This window comes from Microbacterium sp. NPDC056057 (assembly GCF_042266945.1).
GTDB lineage: Bacteria > Actinomycetota > Actinomycetes > Actinomycetales > Microbacteriaceae > Microbacterium > Microbacterium trichothecenolyticum_C.
The window spans coordinates 484,148-500,446 of record NZ_JBHJWS010000004.1 but is presented as its reverse complement, the minus strand read 5'-3'; the positions used below and the strand labels follow the sequence as shown (position 1 = coordinate 500,446).

Genomic DNA, 16,299 nt, shown 5'->3' with positions numbered 1-16,299 from the left:
AAAAGACCCCCACCAACCAGCAAAACTGGTCGACAGAGAAAAAAATTGGCATTTGACAAGTGCACGCTGTTGAGTTCTCAAAGATCGGACGCACCAACCCGCAACGAATCCCACGACCCGCTACCCCGGCTGGGCAACTTCACCATCTTACACATCCGCTCTCGCTTGTCAAGTCGGCTCGGTCAGGCGCAAGACCTGACCACAGCCGGAGACCAGCAGTCACAGAAGTGGAAGAAACCCATCCTAAACCGGAACCCGGCCTGCTCGCCAGGAGCAGATCGGATGGGGTGGTTCGCAACTTGACGGGAGCCAGACCCTGAGGCCTCCGCTCTACCCTTTGGGGCGAACAACAAGAACATTACGTGGGTCCCGCCCTCACGTCGAATCCACCCCGCCCCCCGGGCGTGTCGCAACGCTCCAGCCCCGGAAACACGCGGAACTTCGGCGGAGCCCGCGCGCTAGCGTTGAGGCATGACCGAAGAAAGATGGGTGTGGGGCGTCGGCCTCGCGACGACCGCCGAAGACGGAACCGTGCTCGACACGTGGTTCCCCTCCCCTGCTGCCGGACGCATCCCTCTGGGCTACGACCCTCAGATGCCGCCGGACGAACTCGACCGCCTGGCGGTCGCCGACGAACGGCGCGCCGTCACGGTGGAGGTCGTCGCGATCGAGGCGGACCTCGATGCGGCGCCGACATCGACTCCGGACGCGTATCTGCGCCTTCACGCGCTCTCGCACCTGCTCGTGCGCCCCAATGAGGTGAACCTCGACGGGATCTTCGCGCACCTGCCGAACGTGGCGTGGACGAACGCGGGCCCGATGCATCCCGACGCGCTCAACCGCCTGCGCCCGTTCCTCGTCCGGGAGGGCATCCAGGTACAGGGACTCGACAAGTTCCCCCGACTGCTCGACTATGTTTCGCCGGCCGGCGTCCGCATCGCCGATGCGTCCCGTGTGCGGCTCGGCGCCTACCTGTCGCCCGGCACCACCGTCATGCACGAGGGCTTCGTGAACTTCAACGCCGGCACCCTCGGCCAGAGCATGGTCGAAGGCCGCATCTCTCAGGGCGTGGTCGTGGGAGACGGCAGCGACATCGGCGGCGGCGCCTCGATCATGGGCACCCTCTCCGGCGGCGGCACCCACAAGGTGTCGGTCGGGGCCCGCACGCTGCTCGGTGCGAACGCCGGTATCGGCATCTCGCTCGGCGACGACTGCATCGTCGAGGCCGGCCTCTACGTGACCGCGGGCACCAAGATCGTCCTGGCGGACGAGCCCCGTCGGGCCGACGGGACGCTTCCCACAGCGAAGGGAGCCGACCTCTCCGGCAGCACCGGCCTGCTCTTCCGCCGCAACTCGCTCACCGGAGCGGTCGAGGCCGTCCGCCGCGCCGGCGTGGGCGTCACCCTCAACGAGGCGCTCCACGCCTGAGTCCCGCGCACCGAGACCGCTCCGTCATCCACGACGGGGCGGTCTCGTCGTTGCGGCCACCGGTCGAGAGCGCAGCGGCGCGTGAGCGCGACGCCTCAGCGGCGGATGGCGTTGATCGCGAGATTGAGAACGCGTCGGCGCTGAGCCTCATCGTCGAACGAGGCGACCGCCGCGACCCCGGAGACGAGCTTGACCACGTCGCCGATCGAGATGTCGGGGTCGACGTCGCCGGCCGCCTGGGCACGCTCGAGCAGCGGCTCGCCCGCGGACAGCATGATCGTGCGGCACTCCGCGAGCACGGGTGAACGGCGGTTCAGCCCATCGAGCAGCGCGTGCTTGGTTCCGACGTAGGCGACGAACCGGTCGAGCCACGCACGCAGCGCCTCCCACGGCTCGAGATCGGAGACCTCGTCCGCGGCGCGCGCGAGCGCGTCGACCTCCCCGAGGTAGAGGGTCTCGATGAGGTCGTCACGGGTCGGGAAGTTGCGGTACAGAGTGCCGATCCCCACGCCGGCGCGGCGGGCGATGTCCTCGAGGGACGCTCCTGATCCCTCCTCGGCGAACGCCAGACGTCCGGCGGCGACGAGCGCGTCGAAATTCCTCGCGGCGTCAGCCCTTTGCGGACGACGTGCATCCAGCGCAGACACCCGCTCGACCACCGCCATGACCGCACCCTTCCGCTGTACCCGAGCCGCGCTCTCCGGCGACGGCGAAACCTGTGGTTGCGAAACGGAGGGACCCTCCGCTAATCTCAAAGCGGAGGCATCCTCCGTTCGGAGACCTCCCTCCACTTTATCCCGCATTCACCGGATCCGCACCCATCGGAAGGCCCGTCGATGCCCACTGTCCCGTTCACACCCCGCGCGGCGTTCGCGGCGATCGCTCTCAGCGTCGCCTCGCTCGCGCTGCTCCAGAACCTCGTCATCCCCGTCATCCCCCTCATCGCCGCCGACTTCGGCGTCACGGCGGATGCCGCATCCTGGACCAACACGTCCTGGCTCATCGCGGCCGCCGTCGCCACCCCCCTGCTCGGCCGCATCGGCGACCTCCGCGGCCGCCGCAACACATTCCTGGCGGTCCTCGCCGTCGTCGCGATCGGCGACGTCGTCGCATCCTTCGCGCCGACCCTCGAGGTGCTCATCCTCGCCCGCGTCCTGCAGGGCGTGGGTGGAGCGCTGTTCCCGCTCGCGTTCGGCCTGCTCCGCGACGTCATGCCCCGCCACCAGCTCACCGGCGCGATCGGCGCCACCAGCGCCATCATCGGCATCGGCGGCGCGGCCGGCAGCGTGCTCGCGGGTCCCCTCGCCGAGCTCCTCGGGTGGCACGGGATCTTCGCCGTCCCTTTCGTGGCCGCGGTCGCGGGCATCGTGCTCACGATGATGCTCGTGCCGCCGGCAGGTCTGCGCGCGGTCGGCCGCGTCAACGTCCTCTCGGCGGTCCTCCTGTCGGGCTGGCTCATCGCGCTGCTCGTTCCGCTCAGCTCCGGTGCGCGCTGGGGCTGGACGGCCCCGCTCACTCTCGCGCTGTTCGGCGCCGCCGTGCTGCTCATGATCGCGTGGGTGGTCTCCGAGCTCCGGTCTTCGGACCCCCTCGTCGATCTTCGTCTCATGGCCTCGCGGGCGATCTGGCCCGTCAACGCCGCCGCGCTCCTCATCGGAGCCGCCGCCTTCGGGTTCTGGGGCTACCTTCCCCAGTTCCTCGAGACACCCGTCGACTCCGGATGGGGTCTCGGACTCGGCGTGCAGGCCGCCGGGCTGGCGCTGCTCCCGCTCCTCATCGGAATGTCGAGCGTCGGATTCGCGACGGGTGCGATCGCGCGCGTCATCCCGCTGCGGCTCATGATGGGGCTCGGTGCGCTGCTCATGGCGGGCGGCGTCGTGTTCGCCGTGCTCGACCACGAGACCCTCGTCACCCTCGCGATCGCGGGCGGCGTCTTCGGACTGGGCATCGGCCTCGCCTACGCGTCGACGGCGAGCATCATCGTCGAGAGCGTGCCCGCCGACCGGACCGGGATCGCGACCGGCGTCAACGCCAACCTGCGCACCATCGGATCGGCGATCGGCTCCGCGTTCACGACGGCTGTCGTGTTCGGCGCGGTCGAACCCGGCGGCACCCCTGCCCTCGACGGCTACGCCGTCGCCTGGCTGACGCTCGCCGCGGGGGCGGTCGTCGCCGCGATCCTGGTGCTGAGCGTCCGGCCGCGTGGACGGACGGATGCTGCGACCCACGGCGCGCTCGAGAACGCCGACGACGCAGCACTAGCCGAAGTCGGCTGACTCGCCGCGGCGGGCACAACCCCCTCAACGACGGATGCCGCGCCCCCGCTCGGGGGCGCGGCATCCGTCATTTCCGGGTCAGGACAGACCGGGGTAGTTGCGCTCGGCGGCGCCGATGTACAGCTGCTGCGGGCGGCCGATCTTGGTCTGCGGGTCGCTCGCGGCCTCACGCCACTGCGCGAGCCAGCCGGGCAGACGCCCGATGGCGAACAGGACCGTGAACATGCGGGTCGGGAACCCCATCGCCTTGTAGATCACGCCGGTGTAGAAATCGACGTTCGGGTACAGGCGGCGGTCCTGGAAGTACGCGTCGTTCAGCGCGATCTCTTCGAGCTCCTTGGCGAGGTCGAGGAGCGGGTCGCTCACACCGAGGGCCGACAGCACCTCGTCGGCCGACTCCTTCACCAGCTTCGCGCGCGGGTCGTAGTTCTTGTAGACGCGGTGCCCGAAGCCCATCAGCTTCACGCCGTCTTCCTTGTTCTTGACCCGCTCGACGAAGCGCTGCACGCTCTCGCCGGAGTCGCGGATGCGCGCCAGCATGTCGAGGACGGCCTCGTTCGCCCCACCGTGCAGCGGTCCGTAGAGCGCATTGATGCCGGCGGAGATCGACGAGAACTGGTTCGCGCCGGTCGAGCCGACGAGGCGCACGGTCGAGGTCGACGCATTCTGCTCGTGGTCCTCGTGGAGGATGAGCAGGCGCTCGAGAGCACGCGACATCACGGGGTTCACCTCGTACACCTCCGACAGCACGCCGAAGTTGAGCTTGAGGAAGTTGTCGACGAACCCGAGCGAGTTGTCGGGGTACAGGAACGCCTGGCCGATGCTCTTCTTGTGCGCGTACGCCGCAATCACGGGCAGCTTCGCGAGCATGCGGATCGTGTTCAGCTCGACGTGCTCGGGGTTGTTGGGGTCGGACTGGTGCTCGTAGTACGTCGAGAGCGCGGACACGGCCGACGACAGCACCGACATCGGGTGCGCGGTGTGCGGCAGCGCCGAGAAGAACCGCTTGAGGTCCTCGTGCAGCAGCGTGTGCCGGCGGATCTTCTCATCGAACTCGGCCAGCTCGTCGGCGGTCGGGAGCTCGCCGTAGATGAGCAGCCACGCGACCTCGAGGTACGTGCTGTTCTTCGCGAGCTGTTCGATCGGGTAGCCGCGGTAGCGCAGCACGCCCTCGTCGCCGTCGATGTACGTGATCGCGGATTTCGTCGCCGCGGTGTTCACGAAGCCGTAGTCGAGCGCCGTATAGCCGGTCTGGCGGGTGAGGGTGGAGAGGTCCACGCTCGGTGTGCCGTCGGTGCCCCGCAGGAGCGGGAACTCGGCGGTGCTGCCACCGATCGTGAGGGTGGCCTTCTCCTGGTGGGTGCCCGCGTCGCTCACGGCGCCTCCTCGCGATTTCTGGTCGTACCGGGGGTGTCGTCCAGTCCTGTGCGGCGCCATGGAGAGGGCTGCAGCAGAACGGAGGGGCGGGACGGGGGATGCCGCGTCGCCGCGTTCTTACAGCCTAGTGCGCCGCCGCGCCTACTGTTGACACGACCAAAGGCCCGCGTCATCCGATAGAGGAATCCTCAGATCGAGATGTCTGATGCCGCGCGCAGGCGTGCGGCCGCGGCCGCGATGCGCTCGTCGGTCGCGGTGAGCGACAGCCGGATGTGCTGCGGGAAGTGCGTGCCGTAGAAGTGGCCGGGACCGGCGAGGATGCCGAGATCGGCGAGGCGCCCGAGGCTCTCCCACGCGTCGCGCCCCTCGGTCGCCCAAAGGTACAGGCCCGCCTCGCTCGCGTCGATGCGGAATCCGGCGGCCTCGACGGCGGGGCGCAGCACATCCCGCCGACGGCGGTACAGCTCCTTCTGCGCCGCGACGTGGACGTCGTCCTCGAGGGCGGCGGTCATCGCCGTCTGGACCGGAAGCGGGAGCATGAGGCCGAGGTGCTTGCGCGCCGTGAGCAGGCGAGCGATCACCGCGGGATCGCCGGCGAGGAACGCCGCGCGGTAGCCGGCGAGGTTCGACTGCTTGCTCAGCGAGTACACCGACAGGATGCCGCCGAGGTCGCCTCCGGTCACGCGGGGGTCCAGTGCCGACGGCACCGGTTCGGCGTCCCACGGGGCATCCCACCCCAGTTCCGCGTAGCACTCGTCGGACGCCAGCACGGCACCGAGCTCACGGGCGCGTTCCACCGCCGCGCGCAGGGCGTCGACGTCGAGCACGCGGCCGTCGGGGTTACCCGGGGAGTTCACCCAGACCAGGCGGGTGCCCTCGGGCCAGTCCGCGGGGTCGTCGGCGGCGACGGGCGTCGCGCCGACGAGGCGCGCTCCGACCTCGTACGTGGGATAGGCCGCGCGGGGGTGCACGACGACGTCGCCGGGCCCGAGGCCCAACAGCAGCGGGAGGAGGGCGACGAGCTCCTTCGATCCGACGGTCGGGAGCACGTTCTCAGGGGTCAGCCCGGCGACGCCCCGGCGGCGGTCGTACCAGCTCGCGATAGCCGCCCGCAGTTTCGGGGTGCCGACAGTCTGCGGGTACGCGTGGGCGTCGGTCGCGGCGCGGAGCGCGTCCGCGACGACGGCGGGCGTCGCGTCGACCGGTGACCCGATCGACAGATCGACGAGGCCGTCCGGGTGGGAGCGTGCGCGCGCGGCATACGGCGCGACCGCGTCCCAGGGGTAGTCGGCGAGGTCGGCGACCCCCACGTCAGTGTTCCTGCGGCGGGAGCGCCTCGATGATCGGGTGATCCTTGTGGATGACGCCGACCTTGGCGGCGCCACCCGGGGAGCCGATGTCGTCGAAGAACTCGACGTTGGCCTTGTAGTAGTCCTGCCACTCGTCGGGCAGGTCGTCCTCGTAGTAGATCGCCTCGACCGGGCACACGGGCTCGCAGGCGCCGCAGTCGACGCACTCGTCGGGGTGGATGTACAGCGATCGATCGCCCTCGTAGATGCAGTCCACGGGACACTCGTCGATGCAGGCGCGGTCCTTGACGTCCACGCAGGGAAGGGCGATCACGTACGTCACCTGGCCAGTCTAGCCGCGACCTCCGATCACGATCCGCCGTGCGACGCGCTCACTCCATCCGGGGGATGCGATCCGGCCAGGCCACGGCCAGTGCGACGAGGATCGGAACCGCGATCGTCCACACGACGCCGAGCCCGGACTGCGGCACGACGACCGAGCCGCCGGGGCCGCTGCCCGAGAAGACGAGGGTCGAGACCATCATGCCGAGACCGGTGGCCAGCGTCGCCCAGCGATCGGAGGTGAGCAGCCGCACGGCCAGCAGCAGCGCGGCGGAGCCGATCACGGCGAGGATCAGGCCGAGCGGGAACCAGCCGATCGCGTAAGCGTGGGCCACCGTGCCGGCGACGCCATAGACCAGTCCCACCAGCAGGGCGACGATCCAGCTGCCGATGCGGGCGGGGGCGGAAGGGCGCATGCCTCGATCGTACCGACCGCACCTGTGCGGTCCTCCCCGCTCGACGGCGATCGGGGCTGAGCCGTCGGCTACGCCGCCCAGCCCCACAGACGCAGGAGTGCCGCGACGAGCGCTGCCGCGACCACCACGACGAGGAAGGGCGCCCGCAGCATCAGCAGACCCGCGGCGACGAGCACGGCCGGGACCCGCGCATCGACCCCGACCGCCTGCCCCGCGCCGAGGGTCTGCACAGCGACGAGGGCGGCGAGCAGCGCCACGGTGAGCAGATCGGCGATGCGCATCGGCGTCGGGGCCTCGACCCACTTCGCGGGGATGAGATACCCCACGGTCTTGAGCGCGACGCAGATGATCGAGGCCACGAGGATGGCCGTCCACATGGTCACGGCAGCCCCTCCCTCTCGGCGACGTCGTCAGGTTCGGGCTTCACCCGGTCGTCCTTGCCGAGCCAGTTCGTCCAGCCGACCACGATCGCGACGAGGGCCGCGATGATGACAGGGAGACCGGGCATGAGCACGGGCGTGAGGACCGTCGCCACGACGGCCGCCGCCACGCCGACGACGATGGGCTGGCGGGCGCGCAGGCGCGGCCACAGGAGGGCGAGGAACGCCGCCGCCGCGGCGGCGTCGAGTCCGTACGCCCGCACGTCGCCGAGCACGTCGCCGAGGAGCGCGCCGGCGAGCGTCGACAGATTCCACCCGACGTAGATCCCGATGCCCGTGACCCAGAACCCCAGCGTCCGGGCGTGCGGTGAGCGCTGCGCGAGCGCCACCGCGGTCGACTCGTCGATGGTGAACTGCGCCGCCGCGGCGCGGCGCCAGAAGCCCGCGCCGACCACCGGGGACATCCGGATGCCGTAGGCCACGTTCCGCACTCCGAGCAGCGCCGCGGAGGCGATCGCCGCCGGCACGGCGGCCAGTCCCCCGGCGCCCACGATGCCGACGAAGGCGAACTGGGATCCGCCCGTGAACATCACGAGACTCAGGACGCACGTCTGCCAGACGTCGAGCCCGGCCGCGACCGCGAGAGCGCCGAACGAGATGCCGTACGCACTCGTCGCCAGCGCGACACCGAGGCCCTCGCGGACGGCCCTGCGGCCTTCGCCGGCGCTGTGGGCGTCGTCGAAGTGCGGGTCGAGGGTCACCTCGTCATGCTACCGACGGCGCGACATCGTCCGTCCCGGGGCGGAACGATTGTTCAATGTCGGCATTTGAAATGTGCCCGCCGAGACGAAGTCCGAGCGCTCGCTGTTGAGGCCTGATTAGAACCCGGCGTATGAGCACGTCGTCCAATATCTAGTCACGCTGGCTGACGACGACCATTTCTGCCAATAGACCGTGCGTGCGCCAGTATTGATGGACCTGTTTGCGCCAGGAGTCAGATATCGGTAGTAGCCGAGCCCAGCGGTGCCCGCCTGTTCAGGAGTAGCACCCCAACCAATTCCTACGTTCTGTCCCGCGCTGCCTGTGATGTCGAAGTGCAAGACCACGACCTGACTCGTGGGGCACGTTGCCAACATCACTGCAAAGTACCCCTGCTGCGCGTTGGCCGCCGTGGGGCCCGCAACCGCCAGCGTGGCAGCCAATAGTCCCGCGCTAATACCGCCGATGATTCGTCGTTGAATGTTTCCAATCGCCATGAATCCAAACTACCCAGTTCGGACTCGACATAATGTCCCCACTTTGGAGGACAGCAAACACACACTTAGCGGTACCAAAGGTGCGCTCGTTGCGAGCCGAGGGTCACCTCGTCATGCTACCGACGGCCCCGACTTTCCACGCCGGGCCGTACTGCGGCCCGTGGCACCATTCGGATACGAAAGTCCCCACGTCCCCTCCGGACGCGTGGGCCCAGCCGCGACCCGCGCCCTTCGCAGGGTTCGGGTCGCGGCATCCGTGTCCGTGCTTACGCGTTGGCGTCCTGGCGCTTGAGGCGCGAGGCGGCGCGGCCGCGCTCGGTGGCGTCGAGGACCACCTTGCGGATGCGCACCTTCTCGGGCGTCACCTCGACGCATTCGTCGTCGCGGGCGAACTCGAGGCTCTCCTCCAGCGAGAGGAGGCGCGGCGGAGTCATCGACTCGAACGCGTCCGCGGTCGAAGACCGCATGTTCGTGAGCTTCTTCTCCTTGGTGATGTTGACGTCCATGTCGTCGGCGCGCGAGTTCTCGCCGACGACCATGCCCTCGTAGACCTCTTCGGTGGGCTGCACGAAGAAGCTCATGCGCTCCTGCAGCGCGATCATGGCGAACGGCGTGACGACACCCGAACGGTCGGCGACGATCGAGCCGTTCTGGCGGGCGACGATGTGGCCCGCCCAGTCGTCGTAGCCGTGCGAGATCGCGTTGGCGATGCCGGTGCCGCGCGTCATCGAGAGGAACTCGGTGCGGAACCCGATGAGGCCGCGCGAGGGGACGATGAACTCCATGCGCACCCAGCCGGTGCCGTGGTTGACCATCGTCTCCATGCGGCCCTTGCGGGACGCCATGAGCTGCGTGATCGCGCCGAGGTACTCCTCGGGGGCGTCGATGGTGAGGTGCTCGAAGGGCTCCTTGACCTTGCCGTCCTCGCCCTTGCGCGTGACGACCTGGGGCTTGCCGACGGTGAGCTCGAAGCCCTCGCGGCGCATGTTCTCCACGAGGATCGCGAGCGCGAGCTCGCCGCGGCCCTGCACCTCCCACGCGTCGGGGCGTCCGATGTCGACGACCTTCAGCGAGACGTTGCCGATGAGCTCGCGGTCGAGGCGGTCCTTCACCATACGGGCGGTGACCTTGTGGCCCTTGACCTTGCCGACCAGCGGCGACGTGTTGGTGCCGATCGTCATCGAGATGGCGGGGTCGTCGACGTGGATCGCCGGGAGCGGGCGGACGTCCTCGGGGTCGGCGATCGTCTCGCCGATCGTGATCTCCTCGATGCCGGCGATGGCGACGATGTCACCGGGGCCGGCCTCCTCCGCGGGGTAGCGCTCGAGGGCGCGGGTCTTGAGGAGCTCGGTGATGCGGGCGTTCGAGTGCGTGCCGTCGTGACGCACCCACGCGACGGTCTGGCCCTTCTTCAGGGTGCCGTTGAAGACGCGCAGCAGCGCGAGGCGGCCGAGGAACGGGCTCGAGTCGAGGTTCGTGACCCAGGCCTGCAGCGGCGCCCCGTCGTCGTACGCGGGAGCCGGGACGTGCTCGAGGATCGCGCCGAACAGCGGCTCGAGGTCGGCGTTGTCGGGCAGCTCGCCATTGGCGGGACGGTTGCGGGATGCCGCGCCCGCACGTCCGCTCGCGTACACGACGGGGACGTCGAGCAGGGCGTCGATGTCGAGGTCGGGCACGTCCTCGTGGAGGTCGGACGCGAGGCCGAGCAGCAGGTCGTGCGCCTCTTCCTCGACCTCGGCGATGCGCGCGTCGGGGCGGTCGGTCTTGTTGACCAGGAGGATGACGGGCAGCTTCGCTTCGAGCGCCTTGCGCAGCACGAAGCGGGTCTGCGGGAGCGGGCCCTCGCTCGCGTCGACGAGGAGCACGACGCCGTCGACCATCGACAGGCCGCGCTCGACCTCGCCGCCGAAGTCGGCGTGGCCGGGGGTGTCGATCACGTTGATCGTGACGGGGACCTCGGTGTGGGCGCCGTTGTAGGTGATCGCCGTGTTCTTGGCGAGGATCGTGATGCCTTTTTCGCGCTCGAGGTCGTTCGAGTCCATCGCGCGCTCTTCGACGTGCGCGTGCTCGCCGAACGAGCCGGTCTGGCGGAGCATCGCGTCGACGAGGGTGGTCTTGCCGTGGTCGACGTGAGCGACGATAGCCACGTTGCGGAGGTCCGGACGGAGGGCGCGCGCCATGAGGGAATCCTTGAAAGAGAATGGGGATGCCGGAATGCCGGCATCCCCATTCTATTGGGCGCTGCTGTGTATCGCCTTTCGGCGGCGGATCAGCCCTCCAGGCCCGCTTCGAGCAGGGCTGCACGCGCCTCGCGGCGCACGCGCTGCTCCGCGGGGTCGGGCACCGGGATGGCGGCGATGAGGCGACGCGTGTAGTCCTCCTTGGGCGCGCGGAGGATCTGCCCGGTCGCACCCTGCTCGACGATCTTTCCGTGGTGCATCACGATGATGCGGTCCGCAAGCGAGTCGACGACCGCGAGGTCGTGGCTGATGAAGAGGCACGCGAAGCCCATGTCGGCCTGCAGCTGGCGGAGCAGCTGCAGCACCGTGGCCTGCACCGACACGTCGAGCGCCGAGGTGGGCTCGTCCGCGATGAGCAGCTTGGGCTGAAGCGACAGGGCGCGCGCGATGCCGACGCGCTGCTTCTGACCGCCCGACAGCTCGTGCGGGTAGCGGTTGCGGTAGGAACGCGGGAGCTCGACCGAGTCCAGCAGCTCCTGTACACGCACGTCCAGCTGGCGGCCCTTCGCGACGCCGGCCAGCAGCATCGGCTCGCCGATCGACTGGCCGATCGGAAGACGCGGGTTGAGCGACGACGACGGGTCCTGGAAGACGATGCCGACATCCTTGTGCACTTTGTGCAGGAGGCGCCGGTCGGCCTTGGAGATGTCGGAGCCGACGACCTCGGCCCTGCCGTCCGCGATCGGCAGCAGGCCGATGGCGGCGCGACCGACTGTGGTCTTGCCCGAGCCGGACTCGCCCACGAGACCCGTGACCTCACCCGGGTAGATCGAGAAGTTCGCATGCTCGACCGCCCGGAAGGCGGGCACGCGCCCGCGCTTCGGGTAGTCGATCGCAACGTCCTGGAAGTCGAGCACGGGGGCGCCCAGGCCCTGGCGGCGCTCAGCGTCCTGGCGCGCGGCGACCTCGGCCAGGCGGATCACCGACGTGTCGCCGGCGAGGGCGGCCGTGGTGTCGATCGACTCCCCCTGCGCGTCGCCGATGCGGGGCACCGCTGCGAGGAGCTGCTGCGTGTACGGGTGCGTGGGGCGGTTGAACACCGCATCGACCGAGCCGCGCTCGACGATCTCGCCCTTGCGCATCACGACGATGTCGTCGGCGATATCGGCCACCACGCCCATGTCGTGCGTGATGATGAGGATCGCCGAGTCGAGGCGGTGCCGGAGGTCCCGCATGAGGTCGAGGATCTCGGCCTGCACGGTCACGTCGAGGGCCGTGGTCGGCTCGTCGGCGATCAGCAGCTGAGGATCGCACGAGATCGACTGCGCGATCATGGCGCGTTGACGCTGACCTCCCGAAAGCTGGTGCGGATACGAGTTGAACGCCTTCAGCGGATCGGGCAGCTCCACCATGTCGAGCAGCTCCAGCGCGCGGATGCGCGCGGCACTCGGCGTCATGCCCTGGTGGATGCGCAAGGTCTCGATGATCTGGAATCCGACCGTGAACACAGGGTTCAGCGCGGTCATCGGCTCCTGGAAGATCACCGCGATCTCGCGGCCGCGCACACGACGCAGGTCGTCCTTGCGGAGGCCGAGGATCTCGCGCCCGGCGAGCTTGACGCTGCCGGTCACCCGGGCGTTGGACGGCAGGAGCCCGAGCATCGCCATCGAGCTCGCGCTCTTGCCGGAGCCGGACTCGCCGACGATCGCGAGGGCCTTGCCCGACTCGACGGAGTAGTTCAGCTTCTTCGCTGCCGGCACCCAGTAGTTGTCGACGGCGAAGTCCACGGACAGGCCGCTCACTTCCAGCAGCGGACTGCCGGTCACGGGAGTGGGGGACGCGTTCATTTCATGGTCCTTGTGGGATCGATTGAGAGAATGAGGGGGTGACCGACCGTGCGATCCGCATCGACTCCCGTTTCAACCGCATTGCTGCCGTCATCGTCTGGAGTCTTGCGGCGCTCGCAGTGATCACCGCCGTATGGAGCGCGGACCCGCGGCTGACGTGGGTCTACGCCGCAGCCCCGCTGGCGGCTCTGCTCGGCTGGATGGCGCTGTGGCGCCCCTGTGTCGAGGTGTCGGATCGCGGTGTGCACATCGAGAACGTGAGCCACGACGTCGATGTGCCGTGGGAGGCCCTCGTGCACGTCGAGACGGCACGCGCCCTGACGCTGCACACGCCGTCCGGCAGCTTCACTGCCTGGTCGGCGCCGGCGCCCGGCTTCTTCACCACGATGATGGGCAACGCGAGGGCCCGCCGCGAGGCGAGCGCCGCCGGTGGCGACGCCCGCCCGAGCGACCGCATGGGCACCGACTCGGGCAACGCGGCTCTCGTGGTGCGAGAGTCGTGGCGCAGCCGCCTCGATGCCGGTCAGGTGGAACTCGGCGTGGCCGATGAGACGCCCGTCAAGCGCCACTGGCACGTGACGTTCCTCATCGCGTCGATCGTGCTCGCCGCGGCGTCGATCGCGCTGATCGTCGCCACCGGCTGAGAGCCTGGCGCGCATCATCCGCGGCGATCCGGGTCGGGCGCGATCTCGTCGTCGAGGACATCGTCGGGGCGGTCGCTCGTGACGCCCTCGACGATCGCCGCACCGCCGGCCGTGACCAGCGCACCCTCGGGCACATCGGCGGTCGTGCCGGCCACGATGACCGCATCCTCCGGGAGATCCTTGACCTTGCGGAAGACGATGCGCTTCTGACGCGGGTCGAACGCATCACGCAGGCCGTCGCCGACGAAGTTCACGAGGAGCGACAGGATCACGATGAACGCCGCCGGCCACCAGAACAGCCACGGGCGCGTCTGGAACGCCGACTCGTTCTGCGAGATCAGCAGGCCGAGCGACACGTCAGGCGACTTCACGCCGTACCCGAGGAACGACAACGACGTCTCGAGGATGATCGCCGCCGCGATCAACAGCGTCGTCGCGACGATGACCACGCCGATCGCATTCGGGAGGATGTGCTTGAAGATGATGCGCGCGTCCGACGCGCCCGCGACGCGAGCCGCCTCGACGAATTCGCGCTCGCGCAGCGTGAGGAACTCGGCCCGCACCAGTCGGGCGATGCCCGTCCACACGAAGAACCCGAGGAAGAGAGCCAGCAGCAGCGGGCCGAGTCCTCCGACCGCCGAACCCACGACCGCGCCGATCACGATGACCGGGATCACGATCACGATGTCGGTCAGGCGCATCAGCACCGAATCGACCCACCCACGGTAGTAGCCCGCAAGGGCACCGACCACGACGCCGAGGAAGGCGCCGATGAGACCGATGATGAACATCATGTAGGACGAGTTGACGAGGCCGCGCATGACCATCGCGAAGTAGTCCTTGCCGACCGTGTTCTGGCCGAACGGGTGATCGCCGAGCGCGAACGGCCAGAGCGTCAGCGTGGGCTTGCCGCCGTCGCTGATCGGGATCAGCTCTTCGTAGTTCCACTTCCACCAGCCCGGGATGGGCCCGATGCCGGTCGCCGAGATGGCGAAGCCGACGATGAGGACGAAGAGGATCGCGCTGACCACTGCGGGCTTGTGGGCGACGAAGCGTCGGAACGTCAGGCGTCCCTGGCTGATGCCGCGCTCGTCAGCGGTCTGGACGTGCACGCCTCCGTCGGAGGGTGCGGTGGGAGGCTCGAGGGCCGGATCGATGGGGATCGACATTACTTGACCCTCACTCTCGGGTCGATCGCCGAGTACGCGAGGTCGGCGAGGAAGTTGAACGTGATGGCGAACACGGCGATGACGACGAAGTACGCCATGACGGGGTTCGGGTCGGCGTGGCTGAGGCCCTGATTGAAGAGGGCGCCCATGCCGCTGAACGCGAAGATGCGCTCGGTGATGATCGCACCACCGATCAGCGCTCCCACGTCGGCCGCGATGATCGTCGTGATCGGGATGAGCGAGTTGCGGAAGGCATGGCGCACGACCACCGTTCGCTCAGGGAGACCCTTCGCGCGAGCCGTGCGGATGTAGTCCTGGTTCAGCGTCTCGAGCATGCCACCGCGCGCGTACCGCGTGTACGCGGCGAACGAGATGAGCATGAGGCTGATCGTCGGCAGCAGCAGGTGCGTGAACGTGTCGATGCTCTGGATCCACCAGTCGCCCTGCAGATTCGGCGTCTGAGAGCCGATCGTCGCGATCGGTCGTCCGTTCACCTTCGGGTTGTTGACGTAGGAGTTCCAGTTCTGCATGAACTGATCCAGGATGATCACGCCCATGCCGAGCAGGCCCGTGAGGACGCCGATGCGGATCGCCTGGCCCTTGTCGTACTCACCGAGGAACCAGCCCGCCGCCGCACCGACGAGAGCCGCAGCCACGAACAGGGCGAGGACCCCCCATCCGTTGAACGACTTGAGGAATGGCTGCAGCACGAAGTACGCCGCGATGAGGACGATCGCGGTGACGCCGGCGGTGCGCCACGCGTAGCGCGCACGCGGTCCAGCGATGATGAGGACCATGCCCGCCGCGAACGCCGCGATCAGCAGCGGCGTGAGGATCGGTCCCAGCGACGGGTTGAGGAACCACGCCGTCACGCTCATGCCGTACAGCATCGCTCCGGTGGTCACCACGGAGGCGGCGAAGACGATCAGGCGGCGCTGCCTGGGTCCGCCGATGATCGCCTGCCAGAAGACGCCGGAGACGAGACTGAGTGCGATGATCCACGGCCATGTGAACACCGGGCTGTCGAGCCAGTCGTTGAAGCCGAGGGCGAAGAAGACCTTGAGGAGAACACCCATCACGAACGACGGCAGCGAGTAGAACAGGAAGCTGGCGAACGTGAACGAGTAGTCGATGGCGCTGTACTGGCGAAGCGCCGACACGATGCCGACGAGGACGCCGAGGACGATGGCGAGGATCGTCGAAGCGGTGACGAGCTGGAGCGTCGCGCCCATCGCACGTGCGAGGACGATCGTCACCGGCTGGTTCTGGATGGTGACGCCGAGGTCGCAGCCGCCGAACGGGATGACGCAGCGGGCGGCGCCGAGCAGCCAGTTGAACCAGCGGACGGGGATGGGCTGGTCGAGGTTCAGCCACGCGATGCGCTGTGCGATCAGCGCGTCGCGGTTCGGGCTGTTGGAGGCGTACAGGTCCTCGAGCGGGTCTTTGGCAAGAGCCACGAGGGTGTACATCAGGAAGGATGCGGCGATGAGGATCAGGATCGAGACCCCGATGCGCCGCAGAACGAAGCTAAGCACTGGGCTGGCCCTTCATGCAGAAAAGGTAGCAGGCGGGCGACGGCGGCAGCAGAGGCCGGGCGTCGGGTTCGCCGGCTGTGGACGGGAAGACACACGCACGGGGCGCCGGGCTGTTTAGCACCCGACGCCCCATGGCGTGGTGTTTCAGATCGTCACCGAA

General features: G+C 68.8%; 14 protein-coding genes. 3 read left to right on the top strand and 11 right to left on the bottom strand.

Going from position 1 to position 16,299, the window contains the following annotated elements; all coding sequences use genetic code 11:
* Nucleotides 1-471: 471 nt before the first annotated feature.
* Nucleotides 472-1,428 (top strand): 2,3,4,5-tetrahydropyridine-2,6-dicarboxylate N-succinyltransferase, encoded by a 957-nt coding sequence (gene dapD / locus ACFC1K_RS18660; protein ID WP_310291841.1) that lies wholly within the window; start codon nucleotides 472-474, stop codon nucleotides 1,426-1,428.
* Nucleotides 1,429-1,523: 95 nt separating this feature from the next.
* Here dapD and ACFC1K_RS18655 read toward each other — a convergent pair whose 3' ends face one another.
* Nucleotides 1,524-2,093: a TetR/AcrR family transcriptional regulator gene (locus ACFC1K_RS18655; protein WP_375872749.1), complete on the bottom strand. Its 570-nt coding sequence runs from the start codon at nucleotides 2,091-2,093 to the stop codon at nucleotides 1,524-1,526.
* Nucleotides 2,094-2,264: 171 nt separating this feature from the next.
* Here ACFC1K_RS18655 and ACFC1K_RS18650 point away from each other — a divergent pair, with 171 nt between their 5' ends.
* Nucleotides 2,265-3,704 (top strand): MFS transporter, encoded by a 1,440-nt coding sequence (locus ACFC1K_RS18650; RefSeq protein WP_375872748.1) that lies wholly within the window; start codon nucleotides 2,265-2,267, stop codon nucleotides 3,702-3,704.
* A 78-nt stretch (nucleotides 3,705-3,782) separates the two neighbouring features.
* Here ACFC1K_RS18650 and ACFC1K_RS18645 read toward each other — a convergent pair whose 3' ends face one another.
* The 8 genes from ACFC1K_RS18645 to ACFC1K_RS18610 form a co-directional block, all read right to left on the bottom strand.
* Nucleotides 3,783-5,081: a citrate synthase gene (locus ACFC1K_RS18645; protein ID WP_310291849.1), complete on the bottom strand. Its 1,299-nt coding sequence runs from the start codon at nucleotides 5,079-5,081 to the stop codon at nucleotides 3,783-3,785.
* A gap of 188 nt (nucleotides 5,082-5,269) precedes the next feature.
* Nucleotides 5,270-6,391 (bottom strand): succinyldiaminopimelate transaminase, encoded by a 1,122-nt coding sequence (gene dapC / locus ACFC1K_RS18640; protein WP_375872747.1) that lies wholly within the window; start codon nucleotides 6,389-6,391, stop codon nucleotides 5,270-5,272.
* A gap of 1 nt (nucleotide 6,392) precedes the next feature.
* A complete protein-coding gene (gene fdxA, locus ACFC1K_RS18635) occupies nucleotides 6,393-6,713 on the bottom strand; it encodes a ferredoxin (protein ID WP_018170155.1) in 321 nt (106 codons plus the stop codon).
* A 49-nt stretch (nucleotides 6,714-6,762) separates the two neighbouring features.
* Entirely contained in the window at nucleotides 6,763-7,128 is a 366-nt protein-coding gene (locus ACFC1K_RS18630; protein ID WP_375872746.1) for a DUF6113 family protein, read from the bottom strand.
* A gap of 68 nt (nucleotides 7,129-7,196) precedes the next feature.
* Nucleotides 7,197-7,511, bottom strand: coding sequence for an AzlD domain-containing protein (locus tag ACFC1K_RS18625; RefSeq protein WP_375872745.1), 315 nt, complete (start codon nucleotides 7,509-7,511; stop codon nucleotides 7,197-7,199).
* Nucleotides 7,508-8,269 carry an AzlC family ABC transporter permease gene (locus ACFC1K_RS18620; protein ID WP_310291858.1) on the bottom strand — a complete coding sequence of 254 codons (762 nt, stop codon included), beginning with the start codon at nucleotides 8,267-8,269 and terminating at the stop codon, nucleotides 7,508-7,510. The genes ACFC1K_RS18625 and ACFC1K_RS18620 overlap by 4 nt, the downstream gene beginning before the upstream one ends.
* Before the next feature lie 761 nt (nucleotides 8,270-9,030).
* Nucleotides 9,031-10,944 carry a translational GTPase TypA gene (gene typA, locus ACFC1K_RS18615; RefSeq protein ID WP_310291862.1) on the bottom strand — a complete coding sequence of 638 codons (1,914 nt, stop codon included), beginning with the start codon at nucleotides 10,942-10,944 and terminating at the stop codon, nucleotides 9,031-9,033.
* Between the two features lie 89 nt (nucleotides 10,945-11,033).
* Nucleotides 11,034-12,791, bottom strand: coding sequence for an ABC transporter ATP-binding protein (locus tag ACFC1K_RS18610; RefSeq protein ID WP_375872744.1), 1,758 nt, complete (start codon nucleotides 12,789-12,791; stop codon nucleotides 11,034-11,036).
* Nucleotides 12,792-12,829: 38 nt separating this feature from the next.
* On the opposite strand from ACFC1K_RS18610, the gene ACFC1K_RS18605 reads away from it, so the two are divergent.
* The gene (locus ACFC1K_RS18605) at nucleotides 12,830-13,435 is read left to right on the top strand and encodes a PH domain-containing protein (RefSeq protein WP_375872743.1); all 606 of its coding nucleotides are present in this window, start codon (nucleotides 12,830-12,832) and stop codon (nucleotides 13,433-13,435) included.
* A gap of 14 nt (nucleotides 13,436-13,449) precedes the next feature.
* Here ACFC1K_RS18605 and ACFC1K_RS18600 read toward each other — a convergent pair whose 3' ends face one another.
* Nucleotides 13,450-14,604 (bottom strand): ABC transporter permease, encoded by a 1,155-nt coding sequence (locus ACFC1K_RS18600; protein WP_375872742.1) that lies wholly within the window; start codon nucleotides 14,602-14,604, stop codon nucleotides 13,450-13,452.
* Nucleotides 14,604-16,139: an ABC transporter permease gene (locus ACFC1K_RS18595; protein ID WP_375872741.1), complete on the bottom strand. Its 1,536-nt coding sequence runs from the start codon at nucleotides 16,137-16,139 to the stop codon at nucleotides 14,604-14,606. Before ACFC1K_RS18595 ends, ACFC1K_RS18600 begins: the two co-directional genes overlap by 1 nt.
* Nucleotides 16,140-16,299: the final 160 nt, after the last annotated feature.